Consider the following 17,404-nt stretch of genomic DNA (forward strand, 5'->3'; position numbering starts at 1 on the left):
CGCGGACGGCGAGGGTCAGCGGCGCGCGTGCACGCGCCCGAGGAAGTCGCGCATGCGCGTCACGACTTCGTCGAGGTTCGTCTCCAGCAGCCAGTGCCCGCCGTCCAGCAGGTGGAACTCGGCCTCCGGCAGGTCGCGCAGGTAGGCGCGGCCCGAACGTTCGGGCATGTAGTGGTCCTGCGGGCCCCAGACGATCAGCGTCGGCGGCCGGTGTTCGCGCAGGTAGCGGCGGTGTTCCGGGAACCAGGCGCGGTTCGCCTGCAGGCCCACCAGCAGGTCCGCGGCCGCTTCCCTGCGCTGCGGCGTCATCAGCGACCAATGCAGTTGCCACAGGTCCGGCGGGATCGTGGCGGCCAGCTCGGGCCGCACGTCGTTGAGGAACTCCTCCCGGAAGGCTTCCTCGGTGACCGCCTCGACCATCTTCGCCCGCATCTGCGCCGCGGGCAGCTTCCACGTGGCTTCGATGTCGGCGTATTTCGGGCCGAGCGCGTCCTCGTAGGGGATGTCGCCGTTCTGGATGACCAGTGCCGCGACGCGCTCCGGCGCACGGATGGCCAGGCGCGCACCGATCGGCGAACCGAAGTCGTGCAGGTAGAGCGCGAAGCGTTCGACGCCGAGCGCCGTCACAAAGCCATCGAGGAAGCGCGCGTAGCTGTCGAAGCTGTGCTCGAAGCCTTCGGGCGCCACGCTGTACCCCGCCCCCGGGTAGTCCGGCGCGAGCAGGCGCCAGCGGTCGGCAAGCGGCGGCATGAGGTTGCGGAACTCGTACGACGAGCACGGATAGCCGTGCGGCAGCAGCACGACCGGCGCATCGCTGGCACCCGCTTCGCGGTAGAAGGCATCGACGGCGCCGATCCGGATGCGGCGATGCCGCACGCGCGTGTCCATAGGGTCTCCTGGGGGAGTCCCGAAGTTACCGCGCCCGCGGCTCTGCCGTGTTTTGCGGATGTTGCGGCCGTATGCAAACGCATCGGCCCCGCGGCAAAGCCCAGGCGGGCGCGCTACTCTGCCTGGATGTTCGCCGCCTTGATCACCTGCGCCCACTTCTTCGCTTCGGCGTCGATGAAGGCACGGAACTCGGGCGCGGTGCCCCCGCGCAGTTGCAGTCCGGCGGCCTCCGCCTTCTTGCGCACTTCCGCATCGGCGATCGCGGCGTTGGTCTCGGCATTCAGCCGGCGCACGATCGCTTCGGGCGTGCCCGCCGGCGCCATGAGGCCGTACCAGCCGTAGCCGACCACCGTGGGCAGGCCCGACTCCACGAAGGTCGGCGCGTCGTGCAGCGGCGTGCGTTTCTCGTTGGCCACCGCCAGCACGCGCAGCTTGCCGGCCTGCACGTGCGGGACGGCCGTGGAGATGGCGGTCAGCGTCGCGTCGATGCGGCCGGCCAGCAGCTCGGCGTAGGCCGGTGCATCGCCCTTGAACTGCACCACCACGCCCTTGCCGCCGGCCGCGCGCATCAGCAGTTCGGCCGTGAGGTGCGGCGCCGATCCGGCGCCGGGCGAGCCGAAGGTGAAGCCCTTGGGGTTCGCCTTGCCCCAGCGCACGAACTCCGCCACGGTCTTGTACGGCGCTTCGGCGTTGACCACCAGGAACAGCGGCGCGATCGCGGTACTGACGATCGGCTCGAAACTCTTGCGCAGGTCGTAGGGCAGGTTCGGGTACAGGGCCTCGCCGATGGCGATGGGCGCCGCCGCGTGCAGCAGCGTGTAGCCGTCCGGCGCCGCCTTCGCGACGAAGTCGTTGGCGATGCGCGTGCCGGCGCCGGCCTTGTTCTCCACCACCATCGCCTGGCCGAGCCGCGCGCCCAGGAAGTCGCCCAGCACGCGCGTGAGGATGTCGCTGGCGCCGCCGGCGTTGTACGGCGAGACGAGGCGGATCGGGCGCGCCGGCCAGGCCTGCGCCGCGACCGGCAGGCCCAGCGGGGCGAGCGCCGCGGCGGCGGCTCCGAGCAGGTGGCGACGGGTGATGTCCATGGGAGTCTCCTTGATGATCTCAGGTTCTCGCGCGCCCGGCTCACCTGCGGCGCAGGGGCGGATAGGCATAGAGGAAGGCCAGGTGTTCGTGTTGCGGCTGGTACAGGCGCAGCACGACGTAGAACAACTCGCCCGCCGGCGTGGGCAGCCAGTTGCCCTCCGGGCCGGGATCGTCCGCCTGCAGCCCGATCACCAGGCTGCCGTCGGCCTCCAGCCGCAGGCCGGGCGTGCGATCGCCGATGGAGTAGCGGTCGATGGGATTGGCGACGAAGAGGCAGTCGCTGCGGCGGTACAGCGTGAGCGACCAGAACGCGCCGACGCGCGGGCCGCCGCCGGGCGGGAAGCGCAGCTCGTAGCGGTTCGATCCGTGCAGCGGATCGCCCGCGGCGTCGACTTCCGCCGTGGGGTACATCGCCTCGTCGATGCCCAGCGCCCCGATGAAATTGCGCGCCACGCGGGCGCGGGTCTGCACGTCCTCGCCCCAGTGGCTGCGCACGGCCACCGCCAGGGCCCAGCCGCCGCCCAGGGCGTGCGGCTGCTCCGTATGGCGCAGTTCCTCGAGCACGTGCGGCAGTTCCCGCGCGAGGGCTTCCTCGCCGACGGGCCACGGCAGCGTCTCGCCTTCGGGCACCGGGTTGCGGGCAAGGGCCGCGTCGACGATGCGCCGGTACAGCGCGGCCGGCGGCACGGCGACCGCGCGGCCGTCCAGCAGCGTGTCCACCCGCATCGCCGCATCGCCCCCGTCCAGGCGGCGGGCCACGATCTGCGCCTGCAGCGCGCGCACCTGCTCCAGGTCCGCCGGCGTGTCGTCCACGAGGATGCGCCCGATGATCCACACGTCCTCGCCCGGTGCCGCGATGACGTTGTCCATGCCCGCAGGCACCGTGCCGCGCCAGCCGGGCCCATGCACCAGCGTGCGTTGCGCGCGGTTGCCGGTGGTGCGGCGGCCGACGTAGGCGAACGGATTGGTCCACGCGTCCAGCAGGCCGAGCGTCCAGTAGCGGTCGCCCATGTCCGGGGTCTCGACCAGCACCGGTCCCGCCGACAGGTCGAGCCAGGTGTTGCTGTAGACGGTGTCGTTGTTCGGGCTCACGACCTCGCGGTCGTCGGGGCCGAGGCGGCGGTGCGTGTGGGTGAACTGGTTGACCCAGCGCATCGTGGAATCACGCTGCTCCGACGCGAAGCCGAGCCGCGGATGGCGCCGCGCGGTCGTGGCCGCGCGCATGCGCATCATCTCGAACAGCGGCAGGGTCTGCAGGACGGCGGCGCGCACGGCGGCGCGGCCAAGCACTTCGGTCGGGAGGACGGCTTCGGTCATGGTGTTCAGGCGAGGATCCCGGCCTGGCGCAAGGCCGCGATCTGTGCATCGGAGTAGCCGGCTTCCGCGAGCACGGCAGCGCCGTCGGCGCCGCAGGCCGGTGCGGCAGGCGGCGCGGCGCGCGGCGCATCGCCCATCCGGTAGGGAAGGCCCAGGGCACGGTAGTGCCCGCCGTCCGTTCCGGCCGCATCGACGAGGATCCCGCTGGCGGCGACGTCCGCACTGGCCAGCACGTCGCGGTACCGGCGCACCGCACCCACCACGATCTGGTGGCGGCTGAGCAGGTCGACGCATTGGTCACTGGTGTAGCCGGACAGGCAATCGCGCAGCACGTCGCGCAGTTCCGCGCGGTGCGCGACGCGGCGCTCGTTGCTGCTAAAGCGCGGGTCGACGGCCAGCTCCTCGCGTCCCATCGCCCGGCAGAAGCGCTGCCAGTGGTCCTCGGCATACGCGGACAGCACGACGTGGCCGTCGCGCGTCGCCACCACCTCCGCCGCGGGCGCGTTGTGCGGCTGGCCGTCGCCGATGCGCGTGGGTTCCGGCGCGCCGGCGAGGTATTCGCACCAGGTCGCCGCCTGCAGGTGCAAGGCGGTCTCCAGCAGCGAGACCTCCAGCGTCTCGCCGACGCCGCTGCGCTCGCGGCCGTACAACGCGGCCAGCACCGCCTGCGCGCCGAGCTGCGCGGCGGCCGCATCGACGATCGGCACGCCCACCTTCTGCGGCAGCCGGTCCGGCTCGCCCGTCACCGACATCAGTCCGCTTTCCGCCTGCGCCGCGATGTCGTAGCCGGGGCGCTGGCGCGACGGGCCGCTGCTGCCGAAGCCGGAGATCGAAAGATAGATGACGCGCGGATGGCGCGCCCGCACTTCGGCCGGGCCGATGCCGAGCTTTTCGACCACCCCGGGCCGCAGGTTCTGGATGACGACGTCGCTGCCCGCGACCAGCCGCAAGGCCGCTTCGCGCCCGGCTTCGCTCTTCAGGTCCAGCGCGATCGAACGCTTGCCGCGGTTGTAGGCGCGGATCATCGATTCGCCGTAGCGCCCGATGTGGCGCGCCTGGTCGCCGCCGATGGGTTCCACCTTGATGACGCTGGCACCCAGTTCGGCCAGTGCCATGGCCGCGCCCGGGCCCGCGATGTACTGGCCGAAGTCGATCACGCGCACGTCCGCCAGCGGAGCGGCGGGTGGGCGGACGCCCTGGGGGGAAGCATCAGGCATGGCCGCACGATAGTCGGCGGTGCGATTCCTGAAAATTCAATAATGCTGATGCCGCGATCACATCGGGTGATCGGCAACGCTCCTGGACCCTCGCATGAAACCGAACTCCGACTACCTGGTGCGGCGCCTGCGCCTGCGCCACCTCGAACTGCTGGTCGCGCTCGCCGATGCCGGCACGATGCGCGCGGCCGCCGTGCGGCTGAACCTGAGCCAGCCCGCCCTGAGCAAGATGCTGGGCGAGGTGGAGTCGGGCTTCGGCGCGCGCCTCTTCGAGCGCAGCCCGCAGGGCCTGGCGGCGAATGCGCTCGGCGCAGCCGCGGTCTACCGGGCGCGCGTGATGCTGGGCGAACTGCTGCGCGGCAAGGACGAAGTGGACGCCCTGCGCACCGGCGCCGCCGGCGTGTTGCGGCTGGGGACGCTGTCGGTCACGGCGTCCGTGCCACGCGCCGTCGTGCAGCTGCGGCGGCGCGTGCCGGGCGCGCGCGTGCAGGTCCAGGAAGGGCGCGTGCGCGATCTCGTGCAGAAGCTGCTGGACGGCGAACTCGATTGCGTCTTCGGCGCCATCACGCCGGAGTTGCTGACCAGCGACCTGCTCCCGCTGCTGCACCCCGAGGTGCTGCTGGAAGACGAACTCTGCGTGCTGTGCGACCCCGAGCACCCGCTGGCGCGCAGCCGCAAGCTGCGCTGGGCCGACCTGCATGCGGCCGACTGGGTGGCGCCGCCCAAGGACACGCTGGTGCGCCAGGCCTTCATGACGGCCTTCCTCAACGAAGGACTGGAGCCGCCCGAGCCGGCGATCGAGGTGCTGTCGTCGGTGACCATCGGCAGCGTGCTGCGCATGGACGCCGCCCTGCTCGGTGCCGTGCGCTTCGAACATGCGCGCGACGAACTGGCGCGCACCGGTCTCCGTCGGCTGGCCGTCACGCCGGCCGTCCCGCTGCCGTCCCTCGGGCTCTACACGCGCCGCGCCGCCGAGGCCCCGGCGCCGCTGGTCCAGGCGTTCGCGGCCGCGTTGCGCCGCGCGGGCGCCGGCGCGCGCGGCCCGGCCTAGAACAGGGAGGGCGTTTCGGGCGGCTTGGGTTTCGGCGGAGGCTTGGGCTTCGGCGGGCGCGTGGTGCGCACGCTGCTCGCCGCCGGTGCCCTCGGCGGCAGGGGCGCCGGCTCCCCTTCGAGCGGGCCCGGCCAGGTGCGGAAGAACTGCGGCGCCTCCTGCACGCTGCACGCCAGCCAGGCGTCGTACTCCGCGGGGGCCAGGATGACCGGCATGCGCTTCTCGTCGCCCGGCCGCTGGAACCGGCTGTAGAACGCGTGGCCGTCGGCGTTGACGGTCAGCATCGCGAAGCTGAAAAGCTCGCGGCCGTCCGGATGCCGCCAGCGCGTGTAGATGCCGGCGATGCCGATGGGCACGGCGCCGGGTTGCTGGATCGCCCAGCGCACCGCCTTGCCGCTCTCGTAGTTCGGCTCGAAGATGATCTCGACCGGCACGATGCAACGCTGGCCGCGGCGCCAGGCATCACGGAAGCTCGGGAGCTGGTGCACCGTCTCGCTGCGCGCGTTGTAGGTCTTGCGGCCGAAGGCGAGTTCCTTCGCGAAGCCGGGCAGCAGGCCGAAGATGCCCTCTTCCGCCACGCGCCGGTGGCCGGAGCCCGGTTCCGCCAGCCGGATGAAGGGCGCGAGGCCGGTGGGGAAGGTGTCCACCGGCGGGTCGTCGCGCTCGCGGTGCACCCCGAAGAAGCTGAGCAGGCGGTCGGCCCGCGAGACCGCGACGTAGTTGGAACACACGCGGCGATTATCGGGCCCCTTCCTGCGGGGGCGAACGGCCCTAGCGCCGCCGGCCGGCTTCGAACACCCTCTGCAGCAGGCAGAACGCGAACAGCAGCGCGCCGATGGCGATGCGCGTCCACCAGGAGCTGAGCGTGCCGTCGAACATGATGAGCGTCTGGATGATGCCCAGCAGCAGCACGCCGAACAGCGTGCCGAACACGTAGCCGACGCCGCCCGTCAGCAGCGTGCCGCCGATCACCACGGCGGCGATGGCGTCGAGCTCCAGGCCCACCGCGTGCAGGCCGTAGCCGGAGAGCATGTAGAACGCGAACACCACGCCGGCCAGCGCCGAACAGAAGCCGCTCAACGCATACACGCCGACCAGCGTGGAGCGCACCGGCAACCCCATGAGCAGCGCGGAGTGCTCGTTGCCGCCGATCGCGTACACGGTACGGCCGAACTGCGTGTAGTGCGCCAGCCAGATGCCGGCGGCGACCGTGACGAGCGCGATGACCGCGCCGATCGAGAGGGAAGCCTCGCCCACGAGGGGGATGCGGACCTGCGACACCTCGGAGAAGAAGGCGTTGCCGATCGGCACGGAGTCGATGCTGATCAGGTAGCAGAGGCCGCGCGCCAGGAACATGCCGGCCAGGGTGACGATGAAGGGCTGCAGCCGGAAACGCTCGATCAGCAGTCCCATGAAGCCGCCGAAGGCCAGGCCCATGGCCAGCACCAGCGGGATCACCACGCCGGCGGGCAGCTGGTGGTGTTCCAGCAGCGAGGCGCAGACCATGGTGGTCAGCGCGATCACCGCGCCCACCGACAGGTCGATGCCGCCCGAGAGGATCACGAAGGTCATGCCGACCGCGACGATGCACAGGAACGAGCTGTCGATCAGCAGGTTCAGGAACACCTGGGCGGAGAAGAAGCCGGTGTAGGCGAAGGACCCGTAGCCGGCCAGGGCGGCGAACAGCGTGACCGTCACCAGCAGCGGAAGGTACTTCGGGTCCAGCCGGGTCGCACGGCGGGTGGCGGCCTGCGGCGGGGCGGCGGGCACCAGGTCGATGTCGTCGAGGCGGGCGCTCATGCGGTCGGACTCCCGGGAGCGGGTTGCGGGCGGCGCATCCAGCCGGTGACGGTGCGGCGGAACTCGGGCGACTGCAGCAGCATCACGGCGAAGACGACCGCCGCCTTCACCACGAGGTTCACTTCCGGCGGCACGCCCAGCGAGTAGATGGCATAGGTCAGCGACTGGATGATCAGCGCGCCGATCACGCTGCCGGCCAGGGTGAAGCGGCCGCCGGTCAGCGCGGTGCCGCCCAGCGTGACGGCGAGGATCGCATCCAGCTCCAGCAGCTGGCCGGCGTTGTTGCCATCGGCGCTCTTGACCGTGGAGCTCACGATCAGCCCGGCCACGCCCGCGCACGCGCCGGCGAAGGCGTAGACCCAGAAGGTGATGCTGCGCGCCGGCAGGCCGGCCAGCCGCGCCGCCGAGGGATTGATGCCGACCGACTGGATGAACAGGCCGAGCGCCGTGCGCCGCGTGAGCAGCAGCAGCACGGCGAACACCGCCATGGCGATCCAGAAGGCGAAGGGCAGGCCGAGCAGGTAGCCGTTGCCGATGAAGAAGTACGGTGCGTAGTAGATCGTGATGATCTGCCCGTTGGTCACCAGCTGCGCGACGCCGCGCCCTGCCACCATCAGGATCAGCGTGGCGATGATGGGCTGCATCCCCACCACCGACACCAGCAGCCCGTTCCACGCGCCGCACAGCAGGCCGACGCCGATCGCCGCGGCGATGGCGGCCCACATGGGGAAGCGGCTCACGTGCGTGGCCACGCCGTCGACCACCACCAGCGAGCCGCCGATCATCCAGGCGGCCACGGCGGCGGCGATGGCCACCACCGCGCCCACCGAGATGTCGATGCCGCGCGTGGCGATCACCAGGGTCATGCCCAGCGACACGAGGATCAGCGGGGCCGCGCCCTTGAGGATGTCGACCAGGCTGCCATAGAGGTGGCCCTCGCGCCACTGCAGCACGAGGAAGTTGGCGTTGAAGCCCGCGTTGACGGCCAGCAGCAGCGCCAGCGTCGCGAGGGGCCAGAACAGGCGATGGCGCCAGATGCCGCTCATGGCTGCTCCGCGATGAGGTGGTACACGTCCTGCTCGGTGGCGCCCGCGGCCAGCTCGCCGGCCTTGCGCCGGTCGCGCAGCACGGCGATGCGGTGCGACACGCGCACCACTTCCTCGATCTCGGACGAGATGAAGAGCACCGCCATGCCGTCCTTCGCCAGCCGCAGGATCTCGTCCATGATCTCCTGCTTGCCGCCGACGTCCACGCCGCGGGTGGGCTCGTCCAGGATCAGCAGGCGCGGCTGCGTCGCCAGCCACCGCGCCAGCAGCACCTTCTGCTGGTTGCCGCCTGAGAGTTGCGCCAGCGGCGTCTCGATGCCCGCCGTCTTGATGCCCAGGGCCTGCACGAAGCGCTCGGCCAGGCGCGCCTGCTCGTCGCCGGAGACGTTGCGCCAGACGCCGCGCTTGGCCTGCAGCGCCAGCGCGATGTTCTCGCGCACCGACAGTTCGGCAACGATGCCGTCCGTCTTGCGGTCTTCCGGCAGCATGCCCATGCCCAGCGCCACGGCGTCCGAGGGGCAGGTGACCCGTTCGGCGCGGCCCTGCATCCGCCATTCGCCGGCGTCCGCTGCGTCGAGCCCGAAGACGAGGCGCGCGAGTTCCGTCCGCCCGGAGCCGAGCAGCCCGGCCAGCCCCAGCACCTCGCCGGCGCGCAAGGCGATGTCGGTGGGGTGCAGTTGGCCCTTGCGGCCGATACCACGCACCTCGAAGTCGGCCTCGCCATCCACGGCCCGCTCCGGCGGCGCGGACGCAGCCTGGCGCGCGGCCAGCTCGCGGCCCACCATCGCGGCGACCAGCGCGGGCGCGGGCAGCTGCGGGGTCGGCCACTCGCCCACCAGCTCGCCGTTGCGCAGCACGGTGATGCGGTCGGCGATGGCGTACACCTGGTCGAGGAAGTGGGTGACGAACAGGATCGCCATGCCCTCTTCCCGCAGCCGGCGCAGCACGGCGAACAGGCGCTGCACCTCGTCCTCGTCCAGGCTCGACGTGGGCTCGTCCAGCACCAGGACCTTGGCCGACACGCTCAGCGCGCGGGCGATGGCCACCATCTGCTGCACGGCCACCGGATAGCTGGAGAGCAGCCGCGTGACGTCGATGTCCAGGTTCAGGCGCGCGAGCAGGGTCCGCGCTTGCGCGTTCATGGTCTTCCAGTCGATGCGCAGCCGCTTGCGCGGATAGCGCCCGGCGAACACGTTCTCCGCCACCGACAGGTTGGGGCAGAGGTTGACCTCCTGGTACACGGTGCTGATGCCCAGCCGCTGCGCGTCGAGCGGCGAGCGCGGGCGGATCGTTTCGCCGGCCAGCGTGACCGTGCCGGCATCGGGCGCGTGGACGCCCGTCAGCACCTTGATCAGCGTCGACTTGCCGGCGCCGTTCTGTCCCATGAGGGCGTGCACTTCGCCGGGGAAGAGGCGCAGGCCGGCGCCCTTCAGCGCGCGCACGCCGGTGAACGCCTTGTGGATGCCTTCCAGCTGCAGGACGGGAGCGTCGGCCATCACTTGTTCTTGTTGTACACGTCGACGTACACCGCGGCCAGCAGCACCAGGCCCTTGATCACCTGCTGGTAGTCGATGCCGATGCCCAGGATCGACATGCCGTTGTTCATCACGCCCATGATGAAGGCGCCCACGACGGCGCCGGTCACGCGGCCGATGCCGCCGGTCGCCGAGGCGCCGCCGATGAAGCAGGCCGCGATGACGTCCAGCTCGAAGCCCAGGCCCGCCTTGGGCGTGGCCGTATTCAGGCGCGCCGCGAACACCAGGCCGGCCAGCCCGGCGAGCATGCCCATGTTGGCGAAGGCCAGGAAGGTCAGGCGCTCGGTGCGGATGCCGGACAGGCGCGCTGCCTTCTCGTTGCCGCCCAGGGCGTAGATGCGGCGTCCGACCGTGGTGCGCCGCGTGGCGAAGTCGTAGCCGACGATCAGGATCGCCATGACCACCAGCACGTTCGGCAGTCCCTTGTACGACGCCAGCAGCCAGCTGAAGAGCGCGATCGCGGCGACGAACAGCAGGGTCTTGGCGAAGAAGAAGGCGGCCGGCTCGGTCTCCATGCCGTGCCGCATGCGCTGGGCGCGGCCGCGCAGGCTGGCCGCCCCGAGTGCCGCCGCCGCGGCCAGGCCGATGGCCAGCGAGGTCGCGCGCAGTCCGCCGCCCGACGTCAGCTCCGGCAGGAAGCCCGAGCTCAGGCCCTGGAAGGTGTCGGGGAAGGGGCCGATCGACTGGCCTTGCAGCAGCGCAAGGCACAGGCCCTTGAAGACCAGCATGCCGCCGAGCGTGACGATGAACGAAGGGATGCGCGGGTAGGCGACCAGCCAGCCCTGGGCGGCGCCGATCGCGGCGCCGGCCGCCAGGCAGACGACGGAGGCGGGCAGCCAGTGCCAGCCCTGGTTGACCATCAGCACCGCGGCCAGCGCGCCGATGAAGCCGCAGACGGAACCGACGGACAGGTCGATGTGGCCGGCGACGATCACCAGCAGCATGCCCAGCGCCATGATGACGATGTAGCTGTTCTGCAGGACCAGGTTGGTCAGGTTGAGCGGCTGGAACAGCGTGCCGTCGGTGAGCACCTCGAACAGCACCATGATCGCCACCAGCGACAGCAGCATCCCGTACTCGCGCAGGTGCTGGCGCAGGAACCCGCGCCAGGCGGGCGGCGCGTCGGCGGCCGGCGCGGCGTCGACCTGCAGCGGTGCGGCGACGGGATCAGGCATGCGCCACCTCCCGCGCCGTGCCGGCGCCGACGATCGCGCGCAGAATCGCCTCCTGCGAAGCTTCGTCGCGGGCCAGCTGGGCCACGAACCGGCCCTCGTTCATCACGTAGATGCGGTCGCACATGCCGAGCAGCTCCGGCATTTCGGAAGAGATCATCAGGATACCCTTGCCCTCGCGGGCCAGCTCGTTCATCACGGTGTAGATCTCGTACTTGGCGCCGACGTCGATGCCGCGCGTGGGCTCGTCCAGGATCAGCAGGCGCGGCTGGGCGAACAGGCACTTGGCCAGCACCACCTTCTGCTGGTTGCCGCCGGACAGGTTCACGCAGGCCTGGTGCACGCCTGCCGAGCGGATGCGCAGCCTCCGCCGGTAGTCGCTGGCGACCTGGTGCTCGTCGCGGTCGGAGATCACGCCATGCCGTGCCACGGCGCGCAGGTTGGCCAGCGTGGTGTTGAAGACGATGTCCTCGCCCAGCACCAGGCCCAGGCCCTTGCGGTCCTCGGTGGCGTAGGCGATGCCGGCGGCCAGCGCCTGGTCGACCGTGCGCGCCTCGACGCGCCGGCCCTCCATCCACAACTCGCCGCCCGCATGGCGGCCCCAGCTGCGGCCGAAGACGCTCATCGCGAACTCCGTGCGACCGGCTCCCATGAGGCCGGCGATGCCCACGATCTCGCCGCGCCGCACCTGCAGGCCCACGCCGCGGATGAACTCGCGGTCCGCATGCAGCGGATGCCGGACGCGCCAGTCGCGCACCTCGAACAGGACCTCGCCGATGTCCGGCGTGCGCGGCGGGTAGCGGTCGGCCATCTCGCGGCCCACCATCGCGCGGATCACCGCGTCTTCCGACAGCACGTCCTCCGCGCAGTCGAAGGCCTGCACGGTGCTGCCGTCGCGCAGCACGGTCACGCGGTCGGCGACCTGGCGCACTTCGTTGAGCTTGTGCGAGATCAGGATCGAGGTGACGCCGTGCCCCTTGAACTCCAGCAGCAGCTTCAGCAGCGCTTCGCTGTCCGCCTCGTTCAGGCTCGCCGTGGGCTCGTCCAGGATCAGCAGCTTCACGTCCTTGGCCAGCGCCTTGGCGATCTCCACCAGCTGCTGCTTGCCGACGCCCAGGTCGGACACCAGCGCCGTCGAGGGCTCCCGCAGCCCCACCTTGCGCAGCAGTTCGCGGGTGCGGGCGTGCGCCTCGAACCAGTCGATCACGCCGCCGCGTGCCGTCTCGTGGCCGAGGAACACGTTCTCCGCGATGGACAGCTGCGGCACGAGCGCGAGTTCCTGGTGGATGATGATGATGCCGGCCGCTTCGCTGTCGGCGATGCCGGCGAAGCGCCGCTGTTCGCCGGCGAAGTGGATCTCGCCGCCGTAGCTGCCGTGCGGGTAGACGCCGGAGAGCACCTTCATCAGGGTGGACTTGCCGGCGCCGTTCTCCCCCACCACCGCATGGATCTCGCCCGCGCGCACCCCGAGGTCGACGCGGTCGAGCGCGACGACCCCCGGGAACGTCTTGCGGATGCCCCGCATCTCGAGCAGCATGTCAGCGCAGCTGGCTTTCCTTGTAGTAGCCGCTGTCCACCAGCACCTTCTTCCAGTTCGCGTTGTCCACGGCGACCGGCTTGAGCAGGTAGGACGGCACGACCTTCACGCCGTTGTTGTAGGTCTTGGTGTCGTTGACCTCGGGCTGCTTGCCCGAGACCACCGCATCGACCAGGTTGGCGGTGACCTTCGCCAGTTCGCGCGTGTCCTTGAACACCGTCGAGCTCTGCTCGTTGCGCAGCATCGACTTCACCGACGGGATCTCGGCGTCCTGCCCGCTCACGACCGGGCAGGGTTGCTGCGCCGTGCAGTAGCCCACCCCCTTCAGCGAGGACAGGATGCCGATCGACAGGCCGTCGTAGGGCGACAGCACCGCGTGCACCTTGTCCTTGCCGTAGAAGGCGGACAGCAGGTTGTCCATGCGCGACTGCGCCACCGCGCCGTCCCAGCGCAGCGTGCCGACCTTCTCCATCCCCATCTGGCGGCTGCGCACCACCAGCTTGCCGGAGTCGATGTAGGGCTTGAGCACCGACATCGCGCCGTCGTAGAAGAAGAAGGCGTTGTTGTCGTCCGGCGAGCCGCCGAAGAGCTCGATGTTGAAGGGACCCTTGCCCTGCTTGAGCCCCAGCTTGTCGACGATCGAGTTCGCCTGCAGCACCCCCACCTGGAAGTTGTCGAAGGTGGTGTAGTAGTCCACGTTCTTCGAGCCGCGGATCAGGCGGTCGTACGCCACCACCTTGATGCCGCGGTCGGCCGCCTTCTGCAGCGCGCCGGACAGCGTGGTGCCGTCGATGGCGGCGATCACCAGGACCTTGGCGCCCTTGGTGATCATGTTCTCCACCTGCGCCAGCTGGTTCGGGATGTCGTCGTCGGCGTACTGCAGGTCGGTGCGGTAGCCCTTCTCCCGCAGGTACTTCACCATGTTCTCGCCGTCGGAGATCCAGCGCGACGACGACTTGGTCGGCATCGCGATCCCGATGGTGCCCTTGTCCTGCGCCGCGGCCGGCAGGCCGAGCAGCAGGGCGCCGGCGGCCAGCGCCGCGGCCGCGAATTTCATCAGCTTCATGCCCTTGTCTCCCTGGTGCGGATCAGTACTTGCGCTTCGGGAATTCCTTGGCGGCGACTTCCATCGGGAAGATGCCCTCCTCGGTGACGATGCGCTTGGGCACCGGCTTGCCGGCGACCACGTCCTTCACGGCCTGCATCAGCTGGGGGCCGAGCAGCGGGCTGCACTCGACGCTGACGTTCAGCTTGCCCTGCATCATGGCTTCGAAGGCGCCCTTCACCGCGTCGATCGAGATGATCACGATGTCCTTGGCCGGCTTCAGCCCCGCCTCCTCGATGGCCTGGATGGCGCCGATGGCCATGTCGTCGTTGTGCGCGTAGAGCACGTTGATCTTCTTGCCCTCGGCCTTCAGGAAGGCTTCCATCACCTCCTTGCCCTTGGCACGCGTGAAGTCGCCGGTCTGGCTGCGCACGATCTTGAACTTCGGGTCCGCCTTGATGATCTCCTCGAAGCCCTTCTTGCGGTCGATGGCGGGGGCGGAGCCCACCGTGCCCTGCAGCTCGACGATGTTCACCGGGCCCTTCTCGGCCTTCATCTTCTCCACCAGCCAGCGGCCGGCCTTGCGGCCTTCCTCGGTGAAGTCCGAGCCCATGAAGCTGACCCACAGCGACTGGTCCTTCACGTTCACGGCGCGGTCGGTCAGGATCACGGGGATCTTGGCGGCCTTGGCTTCGCGCAGCACCGTCTCGAAGCCGGTCTCCACCACCGGCGAGAAGGCGATCACGTCGACCTTCTGCGCGATGAAGGAACGGATCGCCTTGATCTGGTTCTCCTGCTTCTGCTGCGCATCCGCGAACTTCAGCTCGATGCCGGCGTCCTTGGCCGCGGACTTGATCGACTCGGTGTTGGCCGTGCGCCATTCGCTTTCGGCGCCGATCTGCGAGAAGCCCAGCACGATCTTCTTCTGGGCGAAGGCGCGGGGGATCCCGGCGGCCAGCGTGAAGGCGGCGCCGCCGGCAAGGACGGTTCTGCGGTCGAGGGTCATGGTTGTCTCCTGGTGGTTTTCGAGGGTTGTCGCCGTGTCACGCGCAGGTGTATGCGGTCTTCACGGTGGTGTAGAACTCCGCGGCATAGCGCCCCTGTTCGCGAGGGCCGTGGCTCGATCCCTTGCGGCCGCCGAAGGGCACGTGATAGTCCACGCCGGCCGTGGGCAGGTTGACCATCACCATGCCGGCCTGGGCGTGGCGCTTGAAGTGGGAGGCGCGCTTGAGCGAGGTCGTGCAGATGCCGGCGCACAGGCCGTAGGGCGTGTCGTTCGCCAGCGCCAGCGCATGCTCGTAGCTGTCCGCCTTGAGCACGGTGGCGACCGGCCCGAAGATCTCTTCGCGCGCGGTGCGGTGCTCCGGCGCGCCCAGCAGCAGGGCGGGGCTCATGTAGTGGCCGGCCGTCTCGCATTCCACGAGCCGCCCTCCGGCGACCAGTTCGGCGCCTTCGGCGCGGCCGATCTCCAGGTACGACTGGTTCTGTTCCAGCTGCGGCTTGCTGGCGACGGGACCGATGTCGGTGCCCCGGGCCAGCGCCGGGCCGACCTTGAGCTGCTTCATGCGATCGCGCATGCGGCTGACGAAGCCGTCGTAGACCGTGCGTTCGACGACGAGGCGGCTGGACGCGGTGCATCGCTGGCCGGTGGAGAAGAAGGCGCCCTGCACGGCGCATTCCACCGCGCGGTCCAGGTCCGCGTCGCCCAGCACCACCAGCGGATTCTTGCCGCCCATCTCCAGCTGCACTTTCACCCCGCGCGAGGCGACCTGCTGCCGCACCTGCGCGCCCACCGTTTCGGAGCCGGTGAAGGTGATCGCATCGACCAGCGGATGCTCGATCAGGGCCTGGCCCACCTGGCGGCCGCTGCCATTCAGGAGGTTGAACACGCCCGCCGGCAGGCCGGCGCGGCTGAGGATTTCCGCCAGCGCCCAGCCGCAGGCCGGCACCAGTTCGGCCGGCTTGAACACGACGGCGTTGCCGTACGCCAGGGCCGGCGCGATCTTCCAGGCAGGGATCGCGAGGGGAAAGTTCCACGGCGCGATGATGGCGACCACGCCCACGGGTTCGCGCGTCACGTCGACGTCGATGTCGGGACGCACCGAGGCCACCTTGTCGCCCGTGATGCGCAGCGCCTCGCCGGCGAAGAACTTGAAGATGTTGCCGGCACGCGCCGCTTCTGCGGTGGCCTCGGCCAGCGGCTTGCCCTCCTCGCGCGCCAGCAGCGCACCGAGTTCGTCCTTCCGGGCCAGGATCTCGCTGCCCACGAAGTCCAGCGCGTCGGCACGCCGCTGCGGCGTGGACAGCGCCCACGAGGCCGCGGCGTCGTGCGCGGCCAGCACCGCCTGCTGCGCCTGGCGCGCGTCGGCCCGGGCGTATTCGGCCACCGGCGTGGCGAGGTCCGAAGGGTTCTCGCTCAAGCCGGTGGTCGCGCCGGTTTCCCAGCCGCCGTTGATGTAGTTGCGAAGGATCTCCTGCATCGGCTCTGCTTCTTTGAAGTGGAGCGGATGGTAGGAAGGTGCGGGAAGTGCCGCCAATAGTTATTCGGCGCGTTGCCATACGGGAATTCGCATCCATGAAAACCCGTAGTGGCCGGCGTCTCCCAGGGGAGATCGGCCCGTTCCATGTCCTCCGCGATACGCGCGGGATGGCTTCGCACCGCCGAGCCATATACAGTTTGCTATCGATGAGGCGCCCAAGAAGAAGCACTTTGCAATGATCAATTACAGCCACTGGTTCATCCGGGCGCGCCTGAAGACGCGGCAGCTGCTGCTGCTGGTTTCGCTGGCGGAGGAAGGCAACATCCACCGCGCCGCCGAAGTGCTCAACATGACGCAGCCGGCCGCCTCCAAGCTGTTGAAGGACCTGGAGGACGTGCTCGGCGTCCCGCTGTTCGAGCGCCTGCCACGCGGCATGCGGCCCACGGTCTACGGCGAGGCCATGATCCGGCACGCGCGCGTGGCCCTGTCGAGCCTGAACCAGGCGCACGACGAAGTGCAGGCGCTCAAGACCGGCCAGTTCGGCCAAGTGAGCGTGGGCGCGATCACCACCCCGGGCATCGTGCTGCTGCCGCAGGCGATCTCGCGGGTGAAGCAGACGCACCCGACGCTGCGCATTTCGCTGCAGGTGGAAGGCAGCGACGTGCTGATGGAACGCATGGAACAGGGCAAGATCGACCTGCTGGTGGCGCGGCTCTTCGCCAAGCACGACAAGTCGAGCGTGCGCTTCGAGGCGCTGGCGGAGGAGCCGGTGGTCGCCGTGGTCCGCCCCGGGCATCCGCTGCTCGCGCTGCACCAGCCCACGCTGCGCGACCTGAGCGGCTGCGGCTGGATCGTCCCGCCCGAGGGCAGCGTCATGCGGCACCGCTTCGACCTGATGTTCAGCGAAGCCGGCCTGCAGGCGCCCACCAACCTGATCGAGACCAGTTCCCTGCTGTTCGTCACCAAGATGATCGGCGAAGGCGACCTGGTGGGTCTGCTGGCCGGCGACGTCGGACGCTATTACGAGCGGCACAACGTGGTGCGCGTGCTGCCGGCGGAGCTGCCCTGCCGCATGGACGCCTTCGGCCTCATCACCCGCACCGACCGGCCGCTGTCGCCGGCCGCCCACGTGATGCTGGATGCGATCAAGGCCGCGTCGGCGGAGTTGTACGGCGTGGCGCTCGAGGCCGGCATCTAGGACGCCTGCCATGTCCATTCCGGTATCGCAGC

General features: G+C 70.1%; 15 protein-coding genes. 2 read left to right on the forward strand and 13 right to left on the reverse strand.

What is annotated here, in order from left to right; all coding sequences use genetic code 11:
* Positions 1–15 precede the first annotated feature (15 nt).
* From IM787_RS06185 to IM787_RS06200, 4 genes are all read right to left on the reverse strand, one after another.
* Positions 16–888 (reverse strand): alpha/beta fold hydrolase, encoded by an 873-nt coding sequence (locus tag IM787_RS06185; RefSeq protein WP_193675769.1) that lies wholly within the window; start codon positions 886–888, stop codon positions 16–18.
* Between the two features lie 113 nt (positions 889–1,001).
* Complete coding sequence (locus IM787_RS06190; RefSeq protein WP_193675770.1) at positions 1,002–1,973, reverse strand: Bug family tripartite tricarboxylate transporter substrate binding protein; 972 nt, start codon at positions 1,971–1,973, stop codon at positions 1,002–1,004.
* Positions 1,974–2,013: 40 nt separating this feature from the next.
* Entirely contained in the window at positions 2,014–3,291 is a 1,278-nt protein-coding gene (locus IM787_RS06195) for a DUF1254 domain-containing protein (protein WP_193675771.1), read from the reverse strand.
* 5 nt (positions 3,292–3,296) lie between these two features.
* Entirely contained in the window at positions 3,297–4,508 is a 1,212-nt protein-coding gene (locus IM787_RS06200) for a CaiB/BaiF CoA transferase family protein (protein WP_193675772.1), read from the reverse strand.
* Between the two features lie 94 nt (positions 4,509–4,602).
* On the opposite strand from IM787_RS06200, the gene IM787_RS06205 reads away from it, so the two are divergent.
* Complete coding sequence (locus IM787_RS06205) at positions 4,603–5,559, forward strand: LysR family transcriptional regulator (protein WP_193675773.1); 957 nt, start codon at positions 4,603–4,605, stop codon at positions 5,557–5,559.
* Here the strand turns inward: IM787_RS06205 and IM787_RS06210 are convergent.
* The 9 genes from IM787_RS06210 to IM787_RS06250 are packed head-to-tail and all read right to left on the reverse strand — an operon-like array spanning position 5,556 to position 16,174.
* Positions 5,556–6,290: an SOS response-associated peptidase gene (locus IM787_RS06210; RefSeq protein WP_193675774.1), complete on the reverse strand. Its 735-nt coding sequence runs from the start codon at positions 6,288–6,290 to the stop codon at positions 5,556–5,558. The genes IM787_RS06205 and IM787_RS06210 overlap by 4 nt on opposite strands.
* 40 nt (positions 6,291–6,330) lie before the next feature.
* Positions 6,331–7,359 (reverse strand): galactofuranose ABC transporter, permease protein YjfF, encoded by a 1,029-nt coding sequence (yjfF, locus tag IM787_RS06215; protein ID WP_193675775.1) that lies wholly within the window; start codon positions 7,357–7,359, stop codon positions 6,331–6,333.
* Positions 7,356–8,405: an ABC transporter permease gene (locus IM787_RS06220; protein WP_193675776.1), complete on the reverse strand. Its 1,050-nt coding sequence runs from the start codon at positions 8,403–8,405 to the stop codon at positions 7,356–7,358. Before IM787_RS06220 ends, yjfF begins: the two co-directional genes overlap by 4 nt.
* Complete coding sequence (locus tag IM787_RS06225; protein WP_193675777.1) at positions 8,402–9,901, reverse strand: sugar ABC transporter ATP-binding protein; 1,500 nt, start codon at positions 9,899–9,901, stop codon at positions 8,402–8,404. Before IM787_RS06225 ends, IM787_RS06220 begins: the two co-directional genes overlap by 4 nt.
* Positions 9,901–11,115 carry a multiple monosaccharide ABC transporter permease gene (mmsB, locus tag IM787_RS06230; protein ID WP_193675778.1) on the reverse strand — a complete coding sequence of 405 codons (1,215 nt, stop codon included), beginning with the start codon at positions 11,113–11,115 and terminating at the stop codon, positions 9,901–9,903. The genes IM787_RS06225 and mmsB overlap by 1 nt, the downstream gene beginning before the upstream one ends.
* Positions 11,108–12,649, reverse strand: coding sequence for a multiple monosaccharide ABC transporter ATP-binding protein (mmsA, locus tag IM787_RS06235; RefSeq protein ID WP_193675779.1), 1,542 nt, complete (start codon positions 12,647–12,649; stop codon positions 11,108–11,110). Before mmsA ends, mmsB begins: the two co-directional genes overlap by 8 nt.
* Before the next feature lies 1 nt (position 12,650).
* On the reverse strand, positions 12,651–13,715 hold the full coding sequence (gene chvE, locus IM787_RS06240; protein ID WP_193675780.1) for a multiple monosaccharide ABC transporter substrate-binding protein: 1,065 nt from the start codon (positions 13,713–13,715) through the stop codon (positions 12,651–12,653).
* Positions 13,716–13,737: 22 nt separating this feature from the next.
* Positions 13,738–14,700, reverse strand: coding sequence for an ABC transporter substrate-binding protein (locus tag IM787_RS06245; protein WP_193675781.1), 963 nt, complete (start codon positions 14,698–14,700; stop codon positions 13,738–13,740).
* A 37-nt stretch (positions 14,701–14,737) separates the two neighbouring features.
* On the reverse strand, positions 14,738–16,174 hold the full coding sequence (locus IM787_RS06250) for an aldehyde dehydrogenase family protein (protein ID WP_193675782.1): 1,437 nt from the start codon (positions 16,172–16,174) through the stop codon (positions 14,738–14,740).
* A 235-nt stretch (positions 16,175–16,409) separates the two neighbouring features.
* Between IM787_RS06250 and IM787_RS06255 the strand changes: the two genes are divergently transcribed.
* Positions 16,410–17,372: a LysR family transcriptional regulator gene (locus IM787_RS06255; protein ID WP_193675783.1), complete on the forward strand. Its 963-nt coding sequence runs from the start codon at positions 16,410–16,412 to the stop codon at positions 17,370–17,372.
* The last annotated feature ends 32 nt before the right edge of the window (positions 17,373–17,404 follow it).

It is taken from the genome of Ramlibacter pallidus (assembly GCF_015070875.1).
Taxonomy (GTDB): Bacteria; Pseudomonadota; Gammaproteobacteria; order Burkholderiales; family Burkholderiaceae_C; genus Ramlibacter; species Ramlibacter pallidus.